The organism is Variovorax multivorans (assembly GCF_051216835.1).
Lineage (GTDB): Bacteria > Pseudomonadota > Gammaproteobacteria > Burkholderiales > Burkholderiaceae_C > Variovorax.
The window spans coordinates 32,085-56,248 of record NZ_JBPJZL010000018.1 but is presented as its reverse complement, the minus strand read 5'-3'; the positions used below and the strand labels follow the sequence as shown (position 1 = coordinate 56,248).

At 65.6% G+C, this 24,164-nt stretch carries 16 protein-coding genes and 1 pseudogene; 13 read left to right on the top strand and 4 right to left on the bottom strand.

Going from position 1 to position 24,164, the window contains the following annotated elements; genetic code table 11:
* Window positions 1–7 precede the first annotated feature (7 nt).
* From ACSFCA_RS31820 to ACSFCA_RS31795, 6 genes are read left to right on the top strand one after another with little or no spacing between them, the layout of a single operon-like run.
* Window positions 8–2,377 carry a type VI secretion system Vgr family protein gene (locus ACSFCA_RS31820; RefSeq protein WP_435462304.1) on the top strand — a complete coding sequence of 790 codons (2,370 nt, stop codon included), beginning with the start codon at window positions 8–10 and terminating at the stop codon, window positions 2,375–2,377.
* A 14-nt stretch (window positions 2,378–2,391) separates the two neighbouring features.
* Window positions 2,392–2,820 carry a hypothetical protein gene (locus tag ACSFCA_RS31815; protein ID WP_258351867.1) on the top strand — a complete coding sequence of 143 codons (429 nt, stop codon included), beginning with the start codon at window positions 2,392–2,394 and terminating at the stop codon, window positions 2,818–2,820.
* Between the two features lie 17 nt (window positions 2,821–2,837).
* Window positions 2,838–5,549, top strand: coding sequence for a DUF2169 family type VI secretion system accessory protein (locus ACSFCA_RS31810; RefSeq protein WP_435462305.1), 2,712 nt, complete (start codon window positions 2,838–2,840; stop codon window positions 5,547–5,549).
* Window positions 5,546–6,595, top strand: a complete 1,050-nt coding sequence (locus ACSFCA_RS31805) for a pentapeptide repeat-containing protein (protein ID WP_435462306.1) — start codon at window positions 5,546–5,548, stop codon at window positions 6,593–6,595. Before ACSFCA_RS31810 ends, ACSFCA_RS31805 begins: the two co-directional genes overlap by 4 nt.
* Window positions 6,596–6,648: 53 nt before the next feature.
* Window positions 6,649–7,293, top strand: coding sequence for a DUF3540 domain-containing protein (locus ACSFCA_RS31800; protein ID WP_258351864.1), 645 nt, complete (start codon window positions 6,649–6,651; stop codon window positions 7,291–7,293).
* Window positions 7,294–7,308: 15 nt separating this feature from the next.
* Entirely contained in the window at window positions 7,309–7,689 is a 381-nt protein-coding gene (locus ACSFCA_RS31795; protein WP_426391069.1) for a DUF4150 domain-containing protein, read from the top strand.
* Window positions 7,690–7,701: 12 nt separating this feature from the next.
* Here the strand turns inward: ACSFCA_RS31795 and ACSFCA_RS31790 are convergent, their stop codons facing one another.
* From ACSFCA_RS31790 to ACSFCA_RS31780, 3 genes are read right to left on the bottom strand one after another with little or no spacing between them, the layout of a single operon-like run.
* Entirely contained in the window at window positions 7,702–8,493 is a 792-nt protein-coding gene (locus tag ACSFCA_RS31790; RefSeq protein ID WP_258351863.1) for a PP2C family protein-serine/threonine phosphatase, read from the bottom strand.
* Window positions 8,486–10,459: a type VI secretion system-associated FHA domain protein TagH gene (gene tagH, locus ACSFCA_RS31785; protein WP_435462307.1), complete on the bottom strand. Its 1,974-nt coding sequence runs from the start codon at window positions 10,457–10,459 to the stop codon at window positions 8,486–8,488. The genes ACSFCA_RS31790 and tagH overlap by 8 nt, the downstream gene beginning before the upstream one ends.
* A gap of 58 nt (window positions 10,460–10,517) precedes the next feature.
* Entirely contained in the window at window positions 10,518–10,904 is a 387-nt protein-coding gene (locus ACSFCA_RS31780; protein WP_258351861.1) for a TssQ family T6SS-associated lipoprotein, read from the bottom strand.
* A gap of 150 nt (window positions 10,905–11,054) precedes the next feature.
* Between ACSFCA_RS31780 and tssJ the strand changes: the two genes are divergently transcribed.
* From tssJ to ACSFCA_RS31750, 6 genes are all read left to right on the top strand, one after another.
* Window positions 11,055–11,573: a type VI secretion system lipoprotein TssJ gene (tssJ, locus tag ACSFCA_RS31775; RefSeq protein WP_435462308.1), complete on the top strand. Its 519-nt coding sequence runs from the start codon at window positions 11,055–11,057 to the stop codon at window positions 11,571–11,573.
* 255 nt (window positions 11,574–11,828) lie between these two features.
* Window positions 11,829–13,124: a type VI secretion system baseplate subunit TssK gene (tssK, locus tag ACSFCA_RS31770; RefSeq protein ID WP_256217028.1), complete on the top strand. Its 1,296-nt coding sequence runs from the start codon at window positions 11,829–11,831 to the stop codon at window positions 13,122–13,124.
* An 8-nt stretch (window positions 13,125–13,132) separates the two neighbouring features.
* Window positions 13,133–14,533, top strand: a complete 1,401-nt coding sequence (locus tag ACSFCA_RS31765; protein ID WP_435462309.1) for a DotU family type VI secretion system protein — start codon at window positions 13,133–13,135, stop codon at window positions 14,531–14,533.
* Window positions 14,533–18,192 (top strand): type VI secretion system membrane subunit TssM, encoded by a 3,660-nt coding sequence (tssM, locus tag ACSFCA_RS31760; RefSeq protein WP_435462310.1) that lies wholly within the window; start codon window positions 14,533–14,535, stop codon window positions 18,190–18,192. Before ACSFCA_RS31765 ends, tssM begins: the two co-directional genes overlap by 1 nt.
* Window position 18,193: 1 nt before the next feature.
* On the top strand, window positions 18,194–18,907 hold the full coding sequence (gene tagF, locus ACSFCA_RS31755) for a type VI secretion system-associated protein TagF (RefSeq protein ID WP_258351857.1): 714 nt from the start codon (window positions 18,194–18,196) through the stop codon (window positions 18,905–18,907).
* Between the two features lie 52 nt (window positions 18,908–18,959).
* Window positions 18,960–20,975 (top strand): serine/threonine-protein kinase, encoded by a 2,016-nt coding sequence (locus tag ACSFCA_RS31750; protein ID WP_435462311.1) that lies wholly within the window; start codon window positions 18,960–18,962, stop codon window positions 20,973–20,975.
* 30 nt (window positions 20,976–21,005) lie between these two features.
* On the opposite strand, the pseudogene ACSFCA_RS31745 reads toward ACSFCA_RS31750, so the two are convergent.
* Window positions 21,006–21,650 (bottom strand): annotated as a pseudogene (locus tag ACSFCA_RS31745) (ATP-binding protein); the annotation flags it as partial.
* 475 nt (window positions 21,651–22,125) lie between these two features.
* Between ACSFCA_RS31745 and zorA the strand changes: the two are divergent.
* Window positions 22,126–24,162, top strand: a complete 2,037-nt coding sequence (gene zorA, locus ACSFCA_RS31740) for an anti-phage ZorAB system protein ZorA (protein WP_435462312.1) — start codon at window positions 22,126–22,128, stop codon at window positions 24,160–24,162.
* The last annotated feature ends 2 nt before the right edge of the window (window positions 24,163–24,164 follow it).

Sequence of the window (24,164 nt, the reverse complement as noted above, 5' to 3'; positions counted from 1 at the left end):
GTACCACATGGCCAGAGTCGTCACTGCACATACGCCGCTTGCACCGGACCAGTTGCTGTTCCGCTCGATGCACGGCAACGAAGGGCTGTCGGAGCTCTTCGAGTTCGAGGTGGACCTGCTGAGTCCCAACACCTCCGTCGACATGAAGGCGGTGCTCGGCAAGCCGCTCACTCTCGAGATCGTGACCATCGACGGGGCGCCGCGCTACCTCAACGGGCAGATCACGCGCTTCACGATGATCGGCCGTGAAGAGAGCTCCTCGCGCTACGTCGTGTACCGCGCTTCGGTGCGGCCCTGGCTCTGGTACCTCACGCGCACCAGCGACTGCAAGATCTTCCAGAACAAATCGGTTGTCGATATCCTGGACGAAGTGCTCGGCGAGTATGGGTTCGCGTTCGAGAAGAAGCTCGGCGCCACCTACCGCCAGCGCGACTATTCAGTGCAGTACCAGGAGACCGACTTCGCATTCGTGAGCCGCATGATGGAACACGAAGGCATCTACTATTACTTCAGGCACGAGAAGAACCAGCACACGCTGGTGCTGGCCGACGACATGGGCGCGCACGAAACGCTGCCGGGCTATCCGCGCATCGGCTACCTCGCCACCGATCGCGTGGGCGAGACGGGCCGCGAAGTGATCGACCAGTGGGAGGTGACCGAGGAGATCCGCCCCGGCACCTTCGTGGTCGACGACTTCGACTTCAAGAAGCCCAAGGCCGACCTGCTCAACACGCGCAGCCAGCCGCGCGACAACGATCACGGCCGCTACGAGATGTACGAGTGGCTCGGCGGCTACAGCGACGCCGGGCAGGGCGAGCACTACGCGCGCATCCGGCTCGAGGAAGCGCAGGCGCAGGCCGAAGTCGACACCGGCCACTCCAACGTGCGCGGCATGGCGCCCGGCTACCGCTTCAACATGCAGAACGCGCCGCGCGACGAGGACAACAAGGAATACCTGATCGTCTCGGTGACGTACAACCTGCGCGAGGGCGGCTATGCGACGGGCAGCCCCGACGGTCTCTACAGCTTCAACTTCGGCGTGCAGCCCACGTCGTTTCCGTTCCGCGCGCCGCGCGTCACGCGGATGCCGACCACGCACGGCCCGCAGACCGCCACGGTCGTGGGCCCGCCCGGGGAAGACATCTGGATCGACAAGTACGGCCGCGTGAAGGTGCAGTTCCGCTGGGACCGCTACGGCCAGCGCAACGAAGACAGCTCATGCTGGGTGCGTGTGTCCAGCGCGTGGGCCGGTTCGAACTTCGGCGCGGTGAACCACCCGCGCGTGGGGCAGGAGGTCATCGTCGATTTCATCGCCGGTTGCCCCGACCGGCCGATCATCATCGGCCGCGTGTACAACGCCGACCAGATGCCGCCGCTCGAACTACCGGCCAAGGCAACAGTCAGCGGCTTCATCAGCCGCACCATCAAGGGCGACGGCGAGCTGGCCAACCACTTCGTGATCGACGACGACCCCGGCAGCGAGTCGATCAAGATGCACGCGCAGAAGGACTTCAGCCTCAGCGTAGAGAACAATGAAACGCACACCGTGGACGGCACGCGCGACACGTTGATCGAGGGCGCGGACACCTACACGACCAACACCTCGCTCAACGAGACGGTCAACGGGCCGCACACGCTGACGGTGAACAAGGGCGGGCCGCAGACGATCACCGTCAACGGCGGCAACCAGTTCATCAAGGTGGATGGCGGCGACCAGCAGGTCGACGTCATCGGCAACCAGACCATCCATGTCACCGGCAAGCGCAAGGACACGGTCGACAGCGGTGAAGAGCGGATCATCGGTACGTCGCTCAAGGAAGACATTGCCGGCCCCCAGACCACCAAGGTGGTCGGCCTGTACACCGAAGAAACCAAGGGGAAGAAGGTGACGGTCCACGGCGACGAGGACTACCTCGTCGAGGGGGCACAAAAGGTGCACGCGAACACGTCGTTGAGTGCGACGACGGATGGCCCCATGAACCTGGAAAGCACCGCGGCAGACATCTCGGTCAAGTCGCCGACCAAGATCGTGCTGGATGCGCCCTATGTCGAGGACAAGTCGGCAAAAAAGGTGACCTTCACGGACTGGGGTATTGCCTTCAAGGGCTTCAACATGGGGATCAACGGGGCCAACGTGAGCCTCAACGGCACTTCGCTGTTCGTGAACGGCCTGGTGACCAGCATTGCCGGGCTGAACCTGGGGTTCAACACCTACTCGCTCACGGGTGCGTTCATAAAGCTCGACCTGTATTCCGTCAGCCTTGCGATGGGCACATTTTCCACCACCCAGACGGCTTTCACGTGGGACAACGAGGCGCAAAAAATCGATAACAACGGATACAGGGTGAACCTCTCGGGCTTCACCGTCTTTGTCTGAGCTCGGAGCGCGTGTTGGATCTTTTCGCTGTGTGGTTTACCAAGTACTGGTATCTGATTGTCCCCATCGCTGTCGTCGTGCTGCCGGCGTTCGTGGCGATCACGCTGGCCAAGCGCTATGCCTCCCACGTGATGCATATGCAGAGTGTGGTCAACCGCCGCGCGATGGGTGCGGATCTCGCCGAGCGAGTGCTTCGTACGGGCCAACCGGCCGTAGCGACGGTGCTCGAGAGCCATGACACGGGCATGCGGGCCGCGCGCATCTATATCCTCGTACGGCTCAAGTTCCAAGTACAGCCTGAGGGCGGATGGCCCGCCTTCGAGGCTGAACTGGTCGCCCCGATCAGCCCGGTGAAGCTCGCCGACTTCGCACCGGGGCGCTCCGTGAAGCTGCGCTTCGACCCGGTCTCGCACGAGATCGCCATCGATCAGCCGATGCGCTGAAGCGGGTCCGCTGCCCCATGAAGACCATCAAACCCTTTCGCCTGAGCATCCTCACGCGGCCCTTCCGGCGGCAGCGGCAAGACCACCTGGGCGTCTCGGTCTTCGCGATGGCCAGCCTGGCGCCCGAGCCCCTGCTGATGCCCGACCAGGATCTCTGGAAGCTGGCGGCCGACGAAATCGGGCCCGGCAACGTGCTGGACCTGTGCGTGCCCAAGATCGAGCCGGAGTGGCTGGTCAGCGGCTATGCGTACACGGCGCATCAGGACGACAAGACACTGTGTGCGGCCAAGGCCGTCTTCAATGGCCAGGCCAAGCCATTGCTGGTGAGCGGTGATCGCTACTGGCTTGGCGGCCGCGCTACGCCTGCGCAGCCTTTCGAGCGCTTGAGGCTGGATTGGGCGCATGCCTATGGCGGCCCGAGCGAGCCCGAAAACCCGGAAGGCATCGGCAGCTTCGATGAAACGATCAACGGCGTACAGACGCGCCGGCTTCCCAATGTCGAGTTGCCCGGCGCGCGTCAGGACACACCCGGGCGGCGCATCGTGCCTGCGGGTTTCGGCGCCGTGCCTCCCGATCGGCCGCAGCGGCTCGCGCTGATGGGGCGCGCCTACGACCAGCAGTGGCTGCAGCACGAGTACCCGGGTTTCGCCGATGACATGGACTGGCGCTACTTCAATGCAGCACCTCCCGACCAGCGCCTGCCCGGCCGGCGCGAATTGCCGCCGGGCGCCGCCTACGAACTGTGGAACATGCACCCTCGGCAGCCGGTGATGCGCGGCCAGCTGCCCGATTGGCAGGCGCGTTGCTTCGCCAGCTTTCAGAAAGACGGTGGCGCGCTGTCGGAAATTTCGCTGCACCTGAGCACGGCCTGGTTTTTTCCGCACGCCGAGCGCGTCATCCTGGTCTGGCACGGAGCATCGCCCATCGCAGAGGATGACGCGGCCGACGTCAAGCACGTCATGCCCGCGCTCGAGTTGCGCGGGCAGCCGCGGCCGCTCGCCCACTACCAACAGGTGCTGCAGCAGCGCATCGATCCAGCCAAGGCGGTGCTGGTCCTGCGCGACAGCGACCTGGTCCCCAAGGCGATCATGGGGCCATGGGCAGGCGACCAGATGCCCGATATCGCTTCGCTTCCGCTGGCGCGCAATCTGCACGCAGGCCGGCAGCGCGAGCGCGAACGCATGCGTGCCCGTCTGCTGGCGCAGGGCGTGGATCCCGAGCAGTATCTGCCGCCCGTGTCCGAACCGGATCTGCGGCCGCCTGCCTCCGCGGACGATCTGCCCGACTTCGCCGAGAAGGCCGATCAAGCCCTCGAGCAAATGCGCCAGGCGGCCCTTGCCCGCGGCGCCGAGGACCGGGCCAAGGCCGTCGCACACGGGATGCCCGCTGCCATTCAACCCGATATCGATATCCCGCCGCTGTCGCAGATGGAACCGCGCAAGCTGTCCGACGAGATCAAGGCGAGCATCGACAAGGCCATGACCGAGGTGGAGGCGCGGACCGGCAAGCCTGTGCAGCGCCGATTCGACCCGGACCGCCTGCTGCGTGACCTCGCGCGCCTCGAGGAAGACGCCGCGCGCGAGCGCCGAACACCCCTCACATCCGACGAGGCCGCCGAAAGCGCGCGGCTGCGCGAGCAGGCTGGGCGCAGCATGCGCATGGGGCACCTCTACGGCGCACACCTGCTCGAGCCGGCGCCGCCGGCCAGCAGCCTGCGCTCCAGGCGGCTGCGTCGGCGTCTCGAGGCCGCAGCCAGCGGCGAGCGTCGTTTCGCAGGCATGAGCTTCGTCGGCGCCAACCTCTCGGGTCTGGATCTGCGCGGTGCCGACTTCACGGGAGCGAACCTCGAAGACGTCGACTTCAGCGACGCGCGGCTCGATGGCTGCAACTTCACGCGCGCGGTGCTTGCGCGGGCGCGGCTTGTCCGGGCTTCGCTCACCGATGCGCGGCTGGACGAGGCCAATCTGGGCGGCGCGCAATGCGAAGGGGCGAACTTCACGGCGGCCAGCTTCGTGCAGACGCGTTGCAGCAAGACCATTTTTCGTTCCTGCGTGCTGGCGAAGGCCGCGTTCAAGCAAGCCGATCTGTTCGAAAGCGAATGGGCGCGCTGCGATGCGCGCGGCTCGCACTGGGAGCAAATGGCGATGGTCAAGCTGGCACTGGAAGACATCGCTTTCGACGACGCCGCGTTCAAGCAGGTGAGCTGGGTCGAGTGCAGCTTCAAGGGAACATCCTTCGTACGCGCCTCGTTGAACGCCTGTGCTTTCGTCGCCGTCGATGCGCGGGAGGGGGTCGACTTCACCGAGGCCAGCCTCGTGACCTGTTCCTTCGTCCATGGCTGCAGCTTTGTGCAGGCCGTGTTCTGCGCCGCTTCGCTCAGGCAGTGCGGCCTGCGCGGCGCCATATTGGTCGGCGCTGACCTCGCGAAGGCACGCCTTGACGGCTGCGACTTCTCCGAGTGCGACCTGCGGCGCGCGCGGCTGGAGGAATTGCATGCCGGCGAGAGCCTGTTCATTCGCGCGGACTTGCGCGAAGCCTCGTTGCGCGGTGCCAACCTCATCGACGCCAATCTTTCCAAGGCCGACCTGCGCTTTGCCAGCCTGCAGAATGCCAATCTGTTTCGCGCCGACGTGTCACAGGCCGCCATCGACGGTTCGACCACCTTCATCGGCGCCTACACCCAGGGAGCCAAGACCTTGCCTGCAAGAAAGACTGAGCCGGTTCGATGACAGTGGAAGAACTTCTGGACAAGATTCGGCATGCCGAACCGGTGGTCAAAGTGAGTCTCGCGGGTCAGGACCTCAGCGGCATCGACTTGTCGGGGGCGCAGATGGAGCACGTCGACTTGAGCCGGACGAATCTGCGCGGCGCCTGCCTCGACGACAGTTCGCTTGCGCAATGCAACCTCGATCAAGCCGACCTGTCGGCGGCCAGCTTGAAAGGCGTGCGCGTGTTTCGGTGTCGGTTGGAGGCCGCGCAACTCGGCCGCGCGTTCATGCAGGACACCCAGTTTGTCGAATCTTCGCTGGCTCACGCGGATTTCGAGAAATCGCAAATGGAGCGCGTGGCTTTTCTCAGATGCGAGCTCGGGCATGCGGTGTTGAAGCCCGGCATCTGCGATCAGATCGTCATCACCGAATCACGGGTCGACCAGCTCGACTGCCGCGGGGCGAAGCTGCTGCACCTGATGTTCTTTCGCATGGATCTGCGCACGGTGGAGTTCGCCCAGGCCCAATGCGATGGCTCGATCTTGATGGAGTGCAATCTCGAAGGTCAGCGCTTGCCGCACACCGCCTTCCTGCGCTGCCAGTTCACCGACAGCGCGATGGCAGATGTCGATTTCAGCGGCGCCGTGCTGACCCAGAGCAACTTCAAGGGCGCCACGCTGACCAAGGCGAACTTCAGCGGAGTGGATGCCGCCCAGACGATGTTCCCGGAGGCCGATCTGCGTGAAGCGAATTGCAGCGATGCCATCTTCGATCAGTCGATCTGGGCCGACGCCAAACTCGAAGGTGCCGATTTCAGCCGCTCGCGCCTGCCGCTGAGCGTGTTCCATCGCGCGCAGGCGAAGGGTGCCAGCTTTCGCGACGCGGACCTGCACGATGCTGATTTTTCCTATGCCGCACTTCATGACGCGGATTTGCGCAATGCACGTTTTCTGCGCACCCGCTTTCATCGGGCCGCGCGCGCAGATGCGCGTTTCTCGGGAAGCGCTGGCATCATCGAAAACGATCCGGAGCTGTTCAAGGCTCAAGAGATCCTTCCGCTGCGTTGATGCCGCCAGGCCTGTCCGTTCCACTGTCTACCCATCGAAACAAGGAAATCTCCATGTCAGTCGTTTCACTGCGCAAAGCCTCGAAGCTGACGGCTCCGGTTCACTTCCAGGGGGTGGTCGCCGCATTGCTGCCGGATGGACGTGTCACCGTCGATGACGAGCAGGGTGCTGTCTGGGTTTGCCGGCGCGCGGCGAGCTGCCTGCTCAAACCGGCCAGCGGCGATACCGTGCTGGTGTCCGGTCCCGACAGCGCGCGAGCCTACCTGATCGCCGTGATCGAGCAGGCCGATGCGTCGTCAAGCTGCATCGAGGCGGCGGGCGACGTCACCTTCGCGTCTACCGGCAACGGCCGGGTGACCATCGCGAGTACTTCGGAGCTCAAGCTTCGCGCGGACAAGCGCTTCGTACTCAAGGCAGAAGAGGGCGAGTGTGACATTGGTGAACTGCGGCTGGTGACGCGCTCCGTGCAGGCCGCGGCAGGAAGCGTCCGGCTGGTCGGCAAGGTATTCGAGACCGTGGCCGATCGCATCGTGCAGATGGCGCGTCAGACGCTACGCCTGACGGATGAAGTCGACCAGGTGCGTGCGGGCCACATGGACTACAAGGCCAGCGAGACGGTGCGCATTCATGGCCACCACACGATGGTCACCGGCCAGGAGCTGGTGAAGGTGGACGCGGCTCAGATCCACATGGGCTAAGCGAGGAGGTACCAGATGTTTGCTAATTGTCAGCTCATGGGAATGGACATGGCATTCCCCGACGTCTGCAAGACGCCGATGCCCATTCCATACCCGAACATGGCTATGGGGCCGATGGCTGTTCCGAATGCTTGGAACATCCTTTTCATGGCGATGCCGGCACACAACATGGCTACGACCACGCCAATCACCCTGGGGGATCAGCCCGGGGCGCTGGGCGGCGTTGTGTCGCAGACGTTCATGCAGCAATCGCGTCATGTGACAGGCGCGTTCACCGTGCTTCTCAAGGGTACGCCGGCCACGCGGGTCACCAGCATCACGACGCAGAACCGTTGCAACATCGTCGGCATGCGCATCGTGCCGAGCCAGTTCAAGGTGCTGATGCTGGCGCCCTGAGGGCGCGTCGATTCAGACCGTCCCTGCCAGCGTCACCTGCTGCGGAAAGCCCACCCACACGGCCAGCGCCGAGTAGTTGTCGCGCGATTCATCAGCCTTGGATTCGGCTGCGCGGCGAATCAGCGCGAGCCATTCTTCCGCGCTGTCGGCCAGCTGCAATGAGCGTTCCATCACCTGCTGCGAGATCAGCTGCCAGAGCCCGTCGGTGCACAGCAGGAAGGCGTCGCCATCGGCAAGGCGCTGCGGCGCGGTGATGGTGGCTTCGGCCGTCGCGCGTGCGCCCAGTGCGCGGTACAGCAGGTTGGTCTTCACAAGGCGCTCACCGCCGTTCTGGTGGCTTGCGGCCGCATCGCCCGAGCGCTCCGACAGGCTGTGGTCTTCTGTGCGCTGCATCAGCGCGCCGCGGCGAAACCAGTAGAGGCGGCTGTCGCCCACATGGGCCCAGCAGGCCTGATTGGTGATGCGGTCGATGAACAGCGACACGAAGGTCGCGCTCATGCGGCTCTGCTCCGTGAGCTCGCGCTGCTTCGCAAGAATGGCGTCGTTGGCCGCCTTAACGCAGCGCTGGATGTTGTCGGCGGCCAGAGACGGGGCGTCGACGAAAGTGTTGAGGGCGGTGTCGACCGCGATGCGCGAGGCCAGCTCGCCGCCGGCGTTGCCGCCGACGCCGTCGCTCACCACGAAGCAGCCGTTGCGCTCGTCGAGGTGGTATCCGATGGCGTCCTGGTTGCCGCTGCGTTCGCCCACGCAGGAGAACTGCGAGGTCGATATGGGCACTGCAAAAGAGCGGGTGGCTTCAAGCACGGCGCGCCTCCTTCAGCCGTTCCATTTCCTTGTCGTAGGCCTGCTGGAAGGCGCGACCGAACACGGCCTGGAAGTCGTCTTCGACGGCTGCGGTCGTTTCTGTGTGCAGCTGCTGGAGCTCGCGCCACAGGCGCGCCTCGCGGCCGCCGGGCAGCAGCTTTTCGCCCAGGCTGCCGTCGTGCGGGGTCTCGCGGCTCAGCGCGGCGGGGTCGAAGCGCTTGAGCAGCGTGAGCAGTGCGGCGCGCATGCCGGCGACCATGCCGAGCTGGTGCGACTGCAGGTCGCCGAGCGCGTCGTGCACGGCGGCCTCGGGCGGCAAAAAGCCGGGCATGCGCGCGCCGAACATCTGCATCAGCACGGCGCGGCCGTTGGGCAGGATCTTGAACGGGTTGTTTTCCTCGTCCACGATCATCGTGATCTCGGCTCGCACCTCGCGTTTGAGCATGGCGCGCGAGGACAGCAGTTCGATGGTGCCGTCGGTGAAGGCCCGCATGATGCGGCCCAGGCGCTGCATGGCCTCGATGTCAAGCGGTTGCTGGCCAGCGACTTCGGGCACGCCCGCGCCTTCGAGAAAGGCCTTGAAGAGGGCTTCCGATGAGGACGATAGGGCTGCGGGCTGTTGTGCCACGAGCTGCGCTACTGCTGCGGCGACGGGTGCGGCAGCGGGCTCGGCGGCCACGGGCGGGGCCACGACAGGCGGCGGCTCGGGCGGGCTCTCTTGCACCACGGGCGGTGGTGCGGGAGGCGGAGGAGGTGGTGGCGGCGGCGGAACGGGCGCAGGCGGTGGTGGCGGCGGCGGCGGCGGTGCCTCCACCTTCACAGGTTCGACGGCGGGCACGGGTGCCGGCGCAGGCACCGGCATCGCCACCGGAGTCGGCGGACGGAACTGAGCCGCCACTTCCCGCGTATGGTTCGAATGGCTGTACCCCTGCACGGCCGGTCTGTTGTTCTGCAACAGGTCGAGCGCGGGGTGCGTGTCGCCCGGCAGCATCGGGTCGGTATGCGTCAGCGCGGTGGGGCGCGGATCGGTCAGCGGCGAGTGCGCGCTCTCGTCGGCCGCGAAGAAGGAAAGCGGATCGACGCCGCGCTTGAGCGCCATGTCCGACATGTCGTTGGCTGCGTCGGGGTTCAGCTCCGCGAGCGGATCGACCGGGTTGCGGCGCGCCTGCGACGGCAACTCGAAGGGCTCATGCGCCATCGGGTCGGGCATCGGCGCGGGCGTGCTGTCGACGCGGCGCGGTGCGTTGGCGAGGATGGCGTCCCAGTCAGCCGCAGAAGGGATCTGTGACGAGGCGGGGGGAGGGCTCACCTTGGGTTGCGGCGGTGGTGGTGGCGCGGACGGCTGCAAGGGTGCGGCGAAAGACTCGCGCGGCGCCGGAGCGAATGCGGGCGGCTGCATCGGTGGCGGCATGGGCGTCGCCTGCCGCGGCGATGGCATTGCCACCGTGGGTTGCGTGTCGCCGATGGGCAGTGCGCCTTCGCCGAACAGATCGGAGAACACGTCGGATGCGCCGGAGGAAGGCAGCAGCGCGTCGATGGGGCTCGCCGACATCGGCGCGGCCATTGGCGGCTGCATCGATTGCAGCGGCGGTGGGGGAGGCGGAGGTGGTGGTGGCTGCACCGGAACCGCGGCCACCGCAGGCGCCGCGCGCTGCGCGCTCGCGGCCTCCAGCACATAGCTTCCGATCGCGACGCGGTCGCCATCGGCCACGCGCGCTTCCTGCTCGTGCGCGAGCGTGTGTCCGTTCACGCTGATCGGCAGCACCGCGCTCATGTTGCGCAGTACCGCCATGCCGTCTTCGTCGAAGCGCACGGTGGCCTGCAGGCGCGAGATCTGCCGCTGCTCGTCGGGCAGCACGAGGTGGTTGTCGGGGCTGCGTCCGATCGTTCCGCCGGGCGCGGCGAGCAATGCCGAGGGGCCCGCGGTCACCGGCCTGCCGGCATGTTCGATCACTGTCCAACGCATGGCTTCTCCGTGTTCGTCGTCTCGCGCCGCGGCACCGGGGCCGCCGCGATGTTCTTCATCAACGCTTCATTCGCCTGGCGGCCTCGAACGCGGGGCCCCACACCGGATGCTTGCGCTCCGCCACGTTGAGCTCGAAGGTCGGGAACGCATCGAGGATCTTGCGGAACTGGTTGCGGCACTCGGCGATCTGGTTGGCCACGCAGTAGCTGAAGGCCTCGAGCTTCATCGCATCGAGCCGGGTGCCCGGCTCGGCACCTTCGAATACCGACACGCCGCCGCTCTTGAGCGTGCTGACGGCCTTGGCATAGTCGCCTTCGTCATACGCTTGCTGCGCCTTCTCGAGCGTGGTGCGCGCCACTTGCTGGCTCAGTCGTTCGGGTTGCGGCGCGGGCTCTGGCGGTGGTGTGGTCGTGCAACCCGCGACCACGAAAAGAGCGAACGCCAAAGCAGGCAGACATGACTTCAATCTTCTCTCCTACCTTGCAAAAGGAATGCTTGAGATAGTGTGCCGCTGTGTTGCGACATGCACGTTATGCGCCATCGTAAGTGCGCATGACTTCGATAATATAGGCCGCGAACCCTCGGGGAGATTTCAATGCATCGACGAAGCTTGCTACAAGGCGCACTTGCCACCACACCGTTGTTTGCGGGCCTCATCAGCGGATGCGCATCGACAGCCAAGTCCATGCCCACGCCCTATGCCGTCACAGTCAAGATCGACGATGGCGTCAACCCCGACGGACGCGGCCAGGCCGCACCCATCCTCGTGAAGGTCTTCGAACTGAAATCTTCCGGTAACTTCGAAACCGCAGACTACTTTGCACTACAGGATCGCGACCGCGAGACGCTCATGACCGAGCTTGTCAACGCCGATCAGGCCATCATGCGCAGCGGCGAAGAGCGTGTGTTCAAGCGCGAGGCAGGACTTGACTCGCGCGCCATCGGCATCATTGCGGGCTATCGCAAACTCGAGGCCGCACGCTGGCGCATCGTGTTGCCGCTGAAGGAACCGAAGCAAACCAACTTGTACAAGGTGTGGCAGTTTTCGCCGAGCGAGCAGGCCGTGCACGTTGCCGTGCGCAAGACGGGCATAGAGCTGCTACCAAGTCGTTAACTTTCGGCTTGGGGTGCTGGCCTGCTAGTACGAAAGTGCGAGAAATTCTTGAGCGAAATGCGGTGCAAAACGTAAGACGCGCCGTGTAGCATCAGGAGCAAAACAAGTGGACCGGGAGGCCGCTCCTCAGCGCATCTCCCGCTTCGATGTGAGCACACCCCAGGAGGTCTTTTGGTGACAGTTCGCAATTCGGGCGCCGCAAAGAATGGCGCCCATCCGCAGGCATTGGCGAATCGTGTGGTGTGGTCCGAAGGGATGTACCTGCGGCCGCAGCATTTCCAGCAAATGGAACGCTATGTCGAGCAATACGTGACCCGGCGCACCGCAGGCCTGCAAGGTGCCTATTGGGGCTGGCTAAGTCTGGAGATCGACCGCGACGCGTATGCGCTGGGCCGTGTGTCGCTGCTCGGCGGCGCGGGCGTGATGCCCGACGGCACGCCGTTCTCGTTCGGTGCCGAAGACGCGCCGCTGCCTTATGAAGTACCGACCGATCTCACCGACGAGCTCATCGTGCTCGCGCTGCCGTTGCGCAGGCCCGGCAGCGAAGAGGTCATCTTCGCGGAAGACGAAGGCTCGGCCGCGCGCTTCGGCGTGATCGAGCGCGAAGTTAACGACGGCAACGCGGTTGCTCTCGGCCCCGCCGTGCTGCAGCTCGCCGCGCCGCGCTTGCGTCTTGCGCGCGCTTCCTCGCTCACCGCCGAATGGCAGGCCATTGGCGCGGTGCGCGTGATCGAGCGGCGTACCGACCACAAGCTGGTGGTCGATGCCAACTACATTCCGCCGGTGCTCGACGCTTCCGCGCACGCAATGCTGCGCAGCATGATCGCCGAGCTGCACGGCCTGCTCACGCAGCGCTCCGAGGCATTGGCTTCGCGGCTGTCGCAGCCGGGGCGCGGCGGCGTGAGCGAGGTCTCTGACTTCCTCTTGCTCGAACTGGTCAACCGCTATCTCGCGCTCACGTGGCATTCGCAGCAGGCGGTGCAGGTGCACCCAGAAAACCTGTTCGTCGACTGGCTCAAGCTGGCCTGCCATCTGGCCACGCACACATCGCCCACGCGCCGTCCGGTGCTGTGGCCGATATACGACCACGACAACCTCAATGAGTGCATCCGCCCGCTGCTTGAAGAGCTTCGGCGTTCGCTGTCGGCCGTGCTCGAACAGAGCGCGATCGCCATCGAACTCGAAGAGCGCAGCCACGGCGTGCGCGTGGGCCGCATGCCCGACCCGGTGCTGGTGCGCAACGCGGGCTTCGTGCTCGCAGTGCATGCCGACCTGCCGGCCGATGCCATTCAGCAGCGCTTCCCCACGCAGGTGAAGATCGGCTCGGTCGAACGCATCCGCGACCTTGTGCAGCTGCAATTGCCCGGCGTGGTGGTGCGCCCGCTGCCGGTGGCGCCGCGGCAGATTCCGTACAACGCGGGCTACCACTATTTCGAACTCGACAAGAGCGGCGACATGTGGCGCCAGCTCGAAAAATCGGGCGGCGTGGCGATGCACCTGGCCGGTGACTTTCCCGGGCTGGCCATGGAGTTCTGGGCCATCCGTCCGTGAGGGACTCTATGAACGGTGTCAACGACATGGCCGTCGGTCCGGGAGGCTTCGTGCCACCGAATCCCGGCGGCGGCAATGCAATGGGCGACGCAGGTGGCATGCCGAATGCCTCGCGCGGTGGTAGCGGCCTTGGCGCGCAGCCCGAATCCTTCACCGCATGGCACGACGCACGGCGTCCGCATGCGGGCGACACGGCGCTCGCGGGCAACAACCCGCTGGTGGCGGCCGCCAATCCGCTGCTCGACCTGATCCCGCAGATCCGCGCCACTGGCCATCATCCCGCGCCTGCGCAGTTGCGCGAGCATCTCGTCGACGAGGTACGCCGCTTCGAAACGCGCGCGCAGCAGGCGGGCATTTCGCCCGAAGTGATCATCGGTGCGCGCTACTGCCTGTGTACTGCGGTCGACGAGGCCGCCGCGCTCACGCCGTGGGGCGGCAGCATCTGGTCGTCGCAGAGCCTGCTGGTGATGTTCCACAACGAGACCTGGGGCGGCGAGAAGTTCTTCCAGCTGTTGTCGCGTCTCGTGCAGAACCCGCAGCAGCATCTGCACCTGATCGAGCTCATCTACTTCTGCCTGGCCATGGGTTTCGAGGGGCGCTTTCGCGTCATCGACAACGGCCGCACGCAGCTCGAAACGCTCAAGCAGCGGCTGCTGCAGATCATCCGGCAGACGCGCGGCGAAATCGCCGTGCCGCTGTCGCCGCATTGGCAGGACGCGAGCGCACCCGTGCGCCGCACGCGCAACTGGCTGCCCGTGTGGGCGGTGGGCGCGGTGGCAGCGGTGCTGCTGCTCGTCGTGTTCGCGCTGCTCACCTTCAACCTCGCGGGCCATTCCGACGGTGCTTTCGCGGCCGTCAATGCAGTGCGACTGCCGCAGACGGCGGCCCGCGCCGTCGTCATGCCGGCGCCAACGCCGCGCCTGCAGCGCTTTCTTGAACCCGAGATCCGCGACGGCCTGCTGACCGTGCGCGACGAGGCCGACCGCAGCGTGGTGGTGCTGCGCGGTGACGGCCTGTTCGCGTCGGGCTCCGACCGCGTGCTCGACCGCTATGCGCCGGTGCTCGCGCGCGTGGCTGATGCGCTCAACGCCGTGGACGGCAATGTGCTGGTCAGCGGCTTCAGCGACGACCAGCCGATCCGCAGCGTGCGCTTTCCCTCCAACTGGCAACTCTCGCAGGCCCGCGCCGACGCGGTGAAGAAAATGATCGCCACGCGCCTTGCGCGGCCCGAACGCCTGCGCGCCGAAGGCCGCGGCGATGCCGACCCGCTCGTGCCCAACGACTCCGCGGCCAACCGCGCGCGCAACCGGCGCGTCGAGGTGACGCTGCTGGTGGCGCCTGTGGCCGGCGTGCCCGCCAACTCTGCGCCGCTTGCCGCTCCAGCACCGCAGCCCGGAGGCACCCGCTGATGCTGCGCGCCATCTTCCGTTTTCTCATCAGCCGCGATCTGTGGGTCTTTCTGGGCCTGGTCGCGCTCGCCTTCCTGATCTGGATCATCGGCCCGGCCATAGCGGTGGGCCGCTACCGCCCGCTCGAAGACGAGATCGTGCGCATCGTGGTCATCGCGCTGATGTTCGCGATCTGGATCGCACGCGTCATCTACCGCAAGTGGCGCGAGCGCCGGCTCAATGCACAACTGCTCAACCAGCTGCGCACCCCTTCCAAGAAAGAGAAGGAAGCCAAGCCCGAGGACGCGCCCGAGATCAAGGAGCTGCAAAGCGGCTTCACCGACGCCACGGCCATCCTGAAGAACATGCGCTTCGGCGAAGGAGCCGATGGCAAGTCCGGCGGGCGCTTCTCGCTGTTCGACCGGCAGTACCTGTACCAGCTGCCCTGGTACATCTTCATCGGCGCGCCGGGCTCGGGCAAGACCACCGCGCTGGTGAATTCCGACCTCGACTTTCCGCTGGCCGACCAGCTCGGCAAGGCCGCGGTGCGCGGCATCGGCGGCACGCGCAACTGCGACTGGTGGTTCACCAACGAAGCAGTGCTGATCGATACGGCGGGCCGCTACACCACGCACGAGAGCAATCGCGAGACCGACGAGGGCGAGTGGAAGGGCTTCATCGATCTGCTGAAGAAGTTCCGTCCGCGCCAGCCGATCAACGGTGCGATCCTCACCATCAGCATTGCCGACCTGCCGCTGGCCGACGACGCGCAGCGCGCGCGCCATGCGATGGCGCTGCGCAAGCGGCTGCTGGAGCTGCGCAACGACCTGGGCATCGACTTCCCGGTGTACGTGCTGGTCACCAAGACCGACCTGCTGGCGGGCTTCAACGAGTACTTCGGCTCGCTGGGCCGTGCAGAGCGGCAGCAGGTGTGGGGCTTCACCTTCCCTATTCAGGGCAACCCGGCGAACAAGGCCGGCAAGGGCGCGGCTCCGGTGGGCAGCGGCGACCTGCGCGAGCGCTTCCACCAGGAATACAAGCTGCTGCACCAGCGCCTCGACGAGCGCCTGCCCGAGCTGCTGGCGGCCGAGTCCGACCCGATGCGCCGCGCGCAGGCTTATCTGCTGCCGCAGCAGTTCGCGAGCTTCGAGGACATCCTCGGCACCTTCCTGGCCGATGTGTTCAACCCCTCGAAGTTCGAGGCCGCGTCGATGCTGCGCGGCGTGTACTTCACCAGCGGCACGCAGGAAGGCACGGCCTTCGACCGCGTGATGGGCGCCATCAAGCGCTACCTGCAGGTCAACGCCCCGCCGGCGCCGCCGCCGGGCCCGGGCAAGAGCTACTTCCTGAAGGAACTGCTGCAGCAGGTGATCTTCCGCGACGCGGGCGTGGCCGGCACCAACCTGCGCTGGTACCGGCGCAAGCGGGCCATCGACATCGCGGGCTACAGCGCCATCGGCGTGCTGCTGGTGCTGTTCCTGGGCGCGTGCGTGAACAGCTGGCGCAACAACAAGGACTACGTGGCCGAGGTCGACACCAACGCCAAGGCCTTCAACAAGGCCGCCGCGCGCGGTGAGCTGCCCACGGTGGTCGATTCGAGCGGCGACATTGCAAGCTCGCTGCTCATCCTCGACAAGCTGCGCGACCTGCCGAAGTCGAACCACTTCGACATCGGCGATCCGCCCACCTCCTACCGCTTCGGCCTCTACCAGGGCGAAAAGCTGCAGGCCGCGACCGATGGCGTGTACCAACGCGCGCTCGAAACGGTGTTGCTGCCGCAGGCCGCGCAGCGCATGGAGCAGTCGCTGCGCGACGCCGCGAAGATCGACGCCGAATACAGCTACGAGGCGCTCAAGGCGTACCTCATGCTGTATGACGCAGAGCGCTACGACGCCGACTTCCTGCAGGCCTGGCTGCTTGCCGATGTGGACCGCAAGATCGGTGCCTCGCTCACGCGCGAGCAGCGCGCAAACCTCGAATCGCACCTGAAGGCGCTGTTCGTGGGCCGCGTGCTGACCTCGCCGTTCGCAAAGGACGACCGCCTCATCATGCAGACGCGCGAGCGCCTGGCCGGCGTGCCGCTGGCGCAGCGCTCGTACGCGCGGCTGCGCCGCATCCTGCTGCAGACCAGCCAGCCCAATGCCTTCACCATCGCCGAGGCGGGCGGGGCCGAGTCGGCGCTGGTCATCCGGCGCGCGAGCGGCAAGCCGCTGACCGACGGCATTCCCACGCTGTTCACCTACCGCGGCTACTGGGACATCTTCGACAAGCGCATTGCCGAGACCACGCTGTCGCTCGAGCAGGAAGACCGCTGGGTGCTGCAGATCCGCGCGCCCGGCATCGCCGACATCACCTCGCGCGAGCTGCTGCTGCGCGAAGTGCGCCGGCTCTACCTCACCGACTACATCAAGGTGTGGGATGACTACCTCGTCGACATCCGCCTGGCCGACAGCCGCTCGCTGCTGCAGAGCATCCAGATGACGCGCGTGCTCTCGACCGCGGAGTCGCCGATGTCGCGGCTCATCCGCGGCGCGGCGCGCGAGACCGACCTGCTGCGCAACCACGACGAGGCCGCGCGCAGCCTGCTCGACCAGGCGCAGAACCGCGTGCAGAGCACGCGCGAGCGCATCGAGCAGCTCATCGGCCAGCCCGACGGCAGCCAGCGCCGCAACACGCGGGTGGACCGTCCCGAGTCGCTGGTGGACAACCACTTCGAGCCGCTGCGCCGCATGGTGACTGCGCCCAAGCAGGGCGGACAGGCCCCCATCGATGCGACGGCCGCGCTCATCAACGAGCTCTACAACTACCTCACCGCCACCGACACCGCGCTGCGCAGCGGCAACATCCCGCCGACCAGCGATTCGGTCACCAAGGTGCAGGCGGAAGCCGGGCGTCTGCCGGTGCCGTTCCAGGGGATGCTGAACGATCTATCGGCCACTGCCTCGTCGAAGGCGGCAGCGGTAACGCGGCAGAACATCGGGCAGAGCGCGGCGGCGAGCATCGGCTCGTTCTGCAACCAGGCGATTGCTGGGCGCTATCCGTTCACGCGCGGGTCGAACCGCGACGTGGCCTCGGGCGACTTTGCGCAGCTGTTCGCGCCGGGCGGGATGATGGACGACTTCTTCCAGAAGAACCTCGTCACGCAGGTCGACACCTCGGTCAACCCATGGGCCTTCAAGCGCGGCGTGGACGGCAGCGCCGCAGGGCGCTCGGCGTACCTCGATTCGTTCCAGAAGGCGCAGGCCATCCGCGACGTGTTCTTCTCGGGCATGGCGGGCGGGCGCACGCCCTCGTTCACCATCGACATCCGGCCCGAGGACATGGACGCCTCGCTCACGCAGTTCACGCTCGACGTCGACGGACAGACGGTGCGCTACGCACACGGCCCGCAGGCGCCCAGCACCATCAAGTGGCCCGGCCCGCGCAACAGCAACCAGGTGCGCCTGCAGGTGACCACAGCCAACGGCACGCCGGCGGGCGGCATCGTGACCGAAGGGCCGTGGGCGCTGCACAGGCTGTTCGACAAGGCCTCGATCTCCGCGGGCAGCTCGCCCGAATCGTTCAACGCCAGCTTCGACCTGCAGGGCAAGAAGGTCGTGCTCGCGGTGACGGCCAACAGCGTCTACAACCCGCTGCGCCTGCCGCAGATGAACGGCTTCTCCTGCCCGGGGAAATCCTGAAATGAACAGCAGCATTCCTCCCCAAGCCTGGGTGCCAGTCGACGAACAGATCGGCTGGTACGGCAAGCTGCCGGCAGCCGGCGACTTTCTCTACCGCCGCATGCCGCGCGAGCTGCAGGCCTGGTGGGACCGCTGGATGCAGAACGGCCTGGGCAGCTTCAAGCGCTGGCCTGACGCGATGACGCGGCACTACGCCGTTGCGCCGGTATGGAACTTCGCGATTCCCGCCACGCAGGGTGTGGACGCCGTGCAGTTCGGCTGCATCGCGCCGAGTTGCGACCGCGTGGGCCGCTACTACCCCGTGTGCATCACGCTGCAGGTGGTCGCGCAGAACTACCGCCCGTCGGTGCTCGAAGGCTCGGCCGCGTGGTACTGGCAGTGCGGCACCGCGCTGCTGCAGGCCATCCGCCACGGCGTGGCGCCCGACCAGTTCGACAGCCAGGTGCTGGCCGCGGGCCGTGCCGGCTTCCAGACCGCCAGCGGCGGCTCGGACGACATCCTTTCGATCCTCGGACCTACAGCCGGTGGCGCGAGCGCCCAGCAGCCCCTGGGCTGGCCAGAGCTTCCACTGTGCTTCGACCCTTTCGGCAGCACCAGCTACTGGTGGACCAACCAAGCCGACGGATCGCCGTTGCGGACCGCTGCCCATGGTGGCGGCCTCAACACACCGCTGTTTTCCAAGTTGTTTTCGCAGGGGCATGTGCCATGGGCATGAAGAAGAGCCAGACCGGCCATAGGGGCCACAGCAGTCCCGCAGGAGGAGAAGCATGACGACGACGCACGGCATCGGGAGCCCACCGGCCGAGACGGATGACGAACGGCCGCACCCGCTGGGCGTGAACCACCGGCTGGCCGAATTCGAACTGCTGGAAGTGATCGGCGAAGGCGGCTTCGGCATCGTCTACCGCGCCTACGACCACTCGCTGCAGCGCGAGGTGGCCATCAAGGAATACATGCCCTCGATGCTCGCGCGCCGCGTGGGCGACAACAGCGTGCACGTGCGCTCCGAGCGGCTCACGGCCACCTTCCAGGCGGGCCTGCGCAGCTTCATCAACGAGGCGCGCACGCTGGCGCAGTTCAGCCACCCGGCGCTGGTGCGCGTGCATCGTTTCTGGGAGGCCAACTCCACCGCCTACATGGCGATCCAGCTCTACAAGGGCCGCACGCTGCGCCGCCTGGCCGAGGACGAGCCGGGCAGGATCACCGAGCCCTGGCTGCTCGGCATGCTGGGGCCGCTGCTGGGCGCGCTCGAGACGCTGCACCGCAGCCAGTGCTTCCATCGCGACATCGCGCCCGACAACATCTTCATCCAGCAGGACGATCTGCCGGTGCTGCTCGACTTCGGCGCGGCGCGCAAGTCGATCGCCGACCTCGTCGACGAAGTGGCGGTGATGGTGAAGTCGGGCTACTCGCCCATCGAGCAGTACGCCGACGACAACACGCTGCTGCAGGGGGCGTGGACCGACATGTACGCGCTGGGTGCCGTGCTGTACCGCGCGGTCACGGGCCATCCGCCGCCTTCGGCCGTGGTGCGCAGCGTGCAGGACGCCTACGTGCCCCTGTCGTCGATGGGCCGCGACGACCTGAGCCCGAGCTTCTGCGCCGCGGTCGACCACACGCTGGCCGTGCACAGCAAGGACCGCACGCAGACCGTGGCCGCCTTCGCGGCCGAGCTGGGGCTGGTGAAGCTCGGCGACATCTACGTGAGCGGCATGAGCGCGCCGACGGTGATCATCCCCGCGGCGCCCGTGTCGGCGACGCCGCCACCTCCGCCGCTGGTGCCGCAGCAGTTCTCGCCGATGTCGGCGCCGGTGCCGCTGGAGCCGATGCCTGTGGCAGCGCCGGAGCAGCCGAGAGCAGCGCCTGCGCCCGCACCGCAGGACCGCAGCAAGGGGCAAGGCCACAAGGCCGCCGCACCAACCGCGCAGAAGAGCAAGCTCAAGCGTCCGCCGTGGGGCATGGTGGGCGCGCTGCTGATCGCACTCGTGGCCGTGGGTAGCTGGATCGGCCTGCGCCTGACCTCGGGCATGCAGCCGCAGGAGACCAAGACCGCGATGGTGCCGGTGCCGCCTCCGGCCGCGCCGATGTCGAGCAACACCGCGCCGCCGGCGGCGATGCCACCGGCCACCACCACCGATGGCGTGCCGGCCGCGCCTGGAACGCCTGTGGCCGGCGGTAGTGCAGCAGCACCACTGCCCGCCGCACCGGCCAGTGCGCCCGCCGCTACAGCCACGGCGCCGCTGACACCGCTGGAGAACGTCCCGGTCGGCCCACCGGCCGCGCCGCCCGAATCCGCGCTGGCCACCGCCGAAGCCGAAGACTGGAACCTCGCGCAGACCGAGAACACGCGCGAAGGCTACGAGGCCTACCTGCGCCGCTACCGCCGCGGCGTGCATGCGCGCGAGGCGCGCAATGCAATCGCCGAAATCAACCGGCTCTCGCCGCCGTCAGTGCCCGTCGCGCCCGGCACGTTGCCGCCGGGGACCACGACGACGACCGTGGCGGGTGCCACACCCGCTGGGACGCCCGGCGCACCTGCAGCTGCTCCCGCCACGCCTGCGGCGTCGCCCGGCATGGGCCGGGTGGTGTTCAACGTCCGCCCCTGGGGCCAGGTGTTCGTCGACGGCGCGGACCGCGGCGTGAGCCCACCGCTCAAGTCACTGTCGCTGCGCCCGGGCATCTACAACATCGAAGTGCGCAACGGCGACCTCGAGGTGTTCCGGCAGCGCGTGACCGTGCAGGACAGCAAGTCGGCGCCTGTGGTGAGCCACGAGTTCAAGTAGTACGGTCTGCGCCGCGGCTGGCTCCCGCGTTCATTTGGCGCCGCGCAGCGCGCGGCGGTACTGCACCGCCTCCGCCACATGCGCCGCCTGCACCGCGTCCGCCCCCTCCAGATCGGCGATCGTGCGAGCCACCTTGAGCGCGCGGTGCGTGCTGCGCGCCGACCAGCCGAGCTTGTTCGCCGCGTTGAACATGAACTTGCGCGCCGTGTCGTCGAGCACGGCATGCCGGTCGATGGCAGAGCCCTGCAGCGACTGGTTGGCGTGGCCTTGCCGCCGTATCGCACGCTCGCGCGCATCGACCACGCGGGTGCGGATGCTGTCGGTCGATTCGCCCGGCGGCGCTTCGAGCAGCAACTGCGCGGATACCGCCGGGACTTCGATGTGCAGGTCGATGCGGTCCAGCAGCGGGCCGCTGAGCTTGCCCTGGTAGCGCGAGACCTGGTCTGGCGTGCAGCGGCAGGGTCTCGACGAAGAGCCCAGGTAGCCGCAAGGGCAGGGGTTCATGGCGGCAATCAGCTGAAAGCGTGCCGGGAATTCGGCGCGCCGCGCGGCCCGGGCAATGGTGATGGTGCCGGTCTCCAGCGGCTCGCGCAGCGCTTCGAGGGCTGAGCGCGCGAATTCCGGAAATTCGTCGAGAAAGAGCACGCCGTGGTGCGCTCGCGAGATTTCTCCGGGTGGGCAAACACATAGTTAGCTCCATTTCCTAAACAAGTTGGCTACAACTTTGATCAGGCCTCACGGCCTTGCTTCGGAGGGTCCATGTTCCGCGCTGATCCCAGAGGCCCGAGCGCCGACTTCATCCAGGGATTTTCGAAGTTTTGCACTAATTTGGTGCAATCCAGCGTGTTCAGCCTTTTGCCGGCAGTTTGCCCGCCGACTCAAATTTTCTTGTAGAGAAGACTTCTATACAAAGTGAATTTGTGTAACCATGCCTTTTTTTGGGGCGGTTGACGATGTCCGAAGAAAAAAGTGTCTCCATCAGCTTCCGTGTGACCCCGCACTTCAAGCGACTGTTACAGGCGGCCGCAGAGCGGGAGCATCGGTCGCAAACCAACATGCTCGAAACGTTGCTGTTCGCGCATTGCGCTAAGCATGGGGTACGAGAGGTCGACACAGACCCACAAAAGCCAAACAAAGGGGGGAAGAAGAAGTGATCGATTTATCAGAAGTGCCCATCCACCTTCAAGTGACTGGTGGTTTGCTGATTCTTCTGGTACTGGGCTTCATCGTTCTATTTCTTCTCCCTGGAGTCATACATTGGTTTCGTCTGAGATCGATACTCAATGGGCTTCTGGCATTCAAGGGTCCCACCCCGCCAGGAGAAATCAAAAAACTGTTTGCTCGCGACAAACGCTTGGCGCATTTGTGGGGAGAGTTTCAGGACACTCTGCACATCCAAAAAGAAGAGCGCGACGGTCAGATGAAGGTCGCTGCCGTCAGATCTACAGTTCCCGCAGAGGCATTTTTCAGCGGCCAGTACCTCGTCGATAGCCGTCTGCGAACTGAGTTCTTCAAGCATCTTCCTGGCATCTTCACGGGCCTCGGGATCATCGGAACCTTCACAGGCCTGATCGAAGGTCTGCGTCACTTTCAAGTTAGCGAGAACGCGGTGACAGTGCGAGCTAGCCTCGAATCGCTGATGCATGCCGTGGGTGAAGCGTTCCTCATTTCAGCTGCAGCCATCGCAGCTGCAATGGTCGTGACCTTCATAGAGAAGCTGATCCTCGCGGGCTTGTATAAGAAGGCGGAAGAAATTGCTCATGCGATCGACGCGAGGTTCGAAGCTGGCGCTGGAGAGGAGTATCTCGCTCGGTTGGTCACGGCTTCGGAGGCTTCAGCCAGCCAATCCAAGATTCTGAAGGATGCTTTGGTCAAGGAGCTGGGCGATATCCTTCGCGAATTGACCGCTTCGCAGCTGGCCAACGGCGAGAAGCTAAATCTCCAGATCGCTCAACGGATTGAGGATGCAGCGAATCGACAGGTTGCAGCCGCACGGGAAGACAACCAAGCTCTGGGAGATGTGATTGCAAGCAGCATCGAAAAGAGCCTAAAGGGGCCGCTCGAAGATATTGCGTCTTCTGTGAAGACAGCTTCGGGTGATCAGAGCGCGTCAGCCGTCCAGATGCTAAACGACGTGATGGTCAGTTTTAGCCAGCGTCTAAATGACCTGTTCGGTGGGCAGATCAGCGGCATCAACGAACTGAATAAGCAGACAGCGCAGGGAATGCAGGACGCCGTCAGTTCACTCCATGCGCTCGTCGGAAAGTTGGAGGACTGCGGCAAGCGCACTACAGACGACATGGCCGTGCAGATGGCTGCCTCAATCAAGGCAATGGAGGAGCGCCAAGGAAGCATGAACGCTGAGTCGCAGGCTTTCGTGGAGCAAATTCGCAAGCTCGTCGAAAGTTCACAAGCCGAAACACAGCAAAAACTGCAGGCGACTTTAGAGTCGATAGGTCAGCAGATGACCACGATCCTCGGCACTTTGGCAGAGTCGCAGGCCAGCGTCTTTGAGCGGAACCGCTCCCGCGAAGAGGCGATGAGCGACAGAGCGAGAGGAATGGTGTCCGACATGACCGGTACTGTTGAGGCAGCGATCAAGGAGATCACTGCCGCCTCGCAGGTGATGTCGCAGAGCGTGTCGACCCTCAGCAATGCCACGACCTCTTCCATCGACAAGCTGAACGTCGGTGCCGACCGCCTTAACGCGGCTGCTACTAACTTCGCGACCGCCGGAGATCGAGTGAACTCTGTCATGGGGCAAGCAGCGACGGTCGGCGCGAAGTTGACCGAAGTGTCTGGATCGCTCACCACCAGCGCGGGCGCCCTTCAGGATGCACTGCAGGACTACAGGGCACAGCGCGAGGCCGTCACGCAATTGCTGGTGGACGTGCGTGCCACCGTCGAACTGGCACGCAAGGAAGCAAGCCTGACGGCCGATGTTCTTCAGCGAATCGAGTTGTCGACAGCGAAGCTGGGGGCTGCGCAAACTGCCGCCGATGCATACCTCGATGGCGTGAGCCAGATTCTTGCTGATTCCAGTGACGCATTCCGTGAGTCCGTTGTGTCAACCCTGTCGAAGGTGAACCACGATTTCCATGCCAAGTTGAGTAGTGCTGTGGGTCTGCTGTCTACGGCGGTCCAGGAACTCGAAGTTACGTTGGGCAGCCTTGCCCCGAAGCGGTAAGC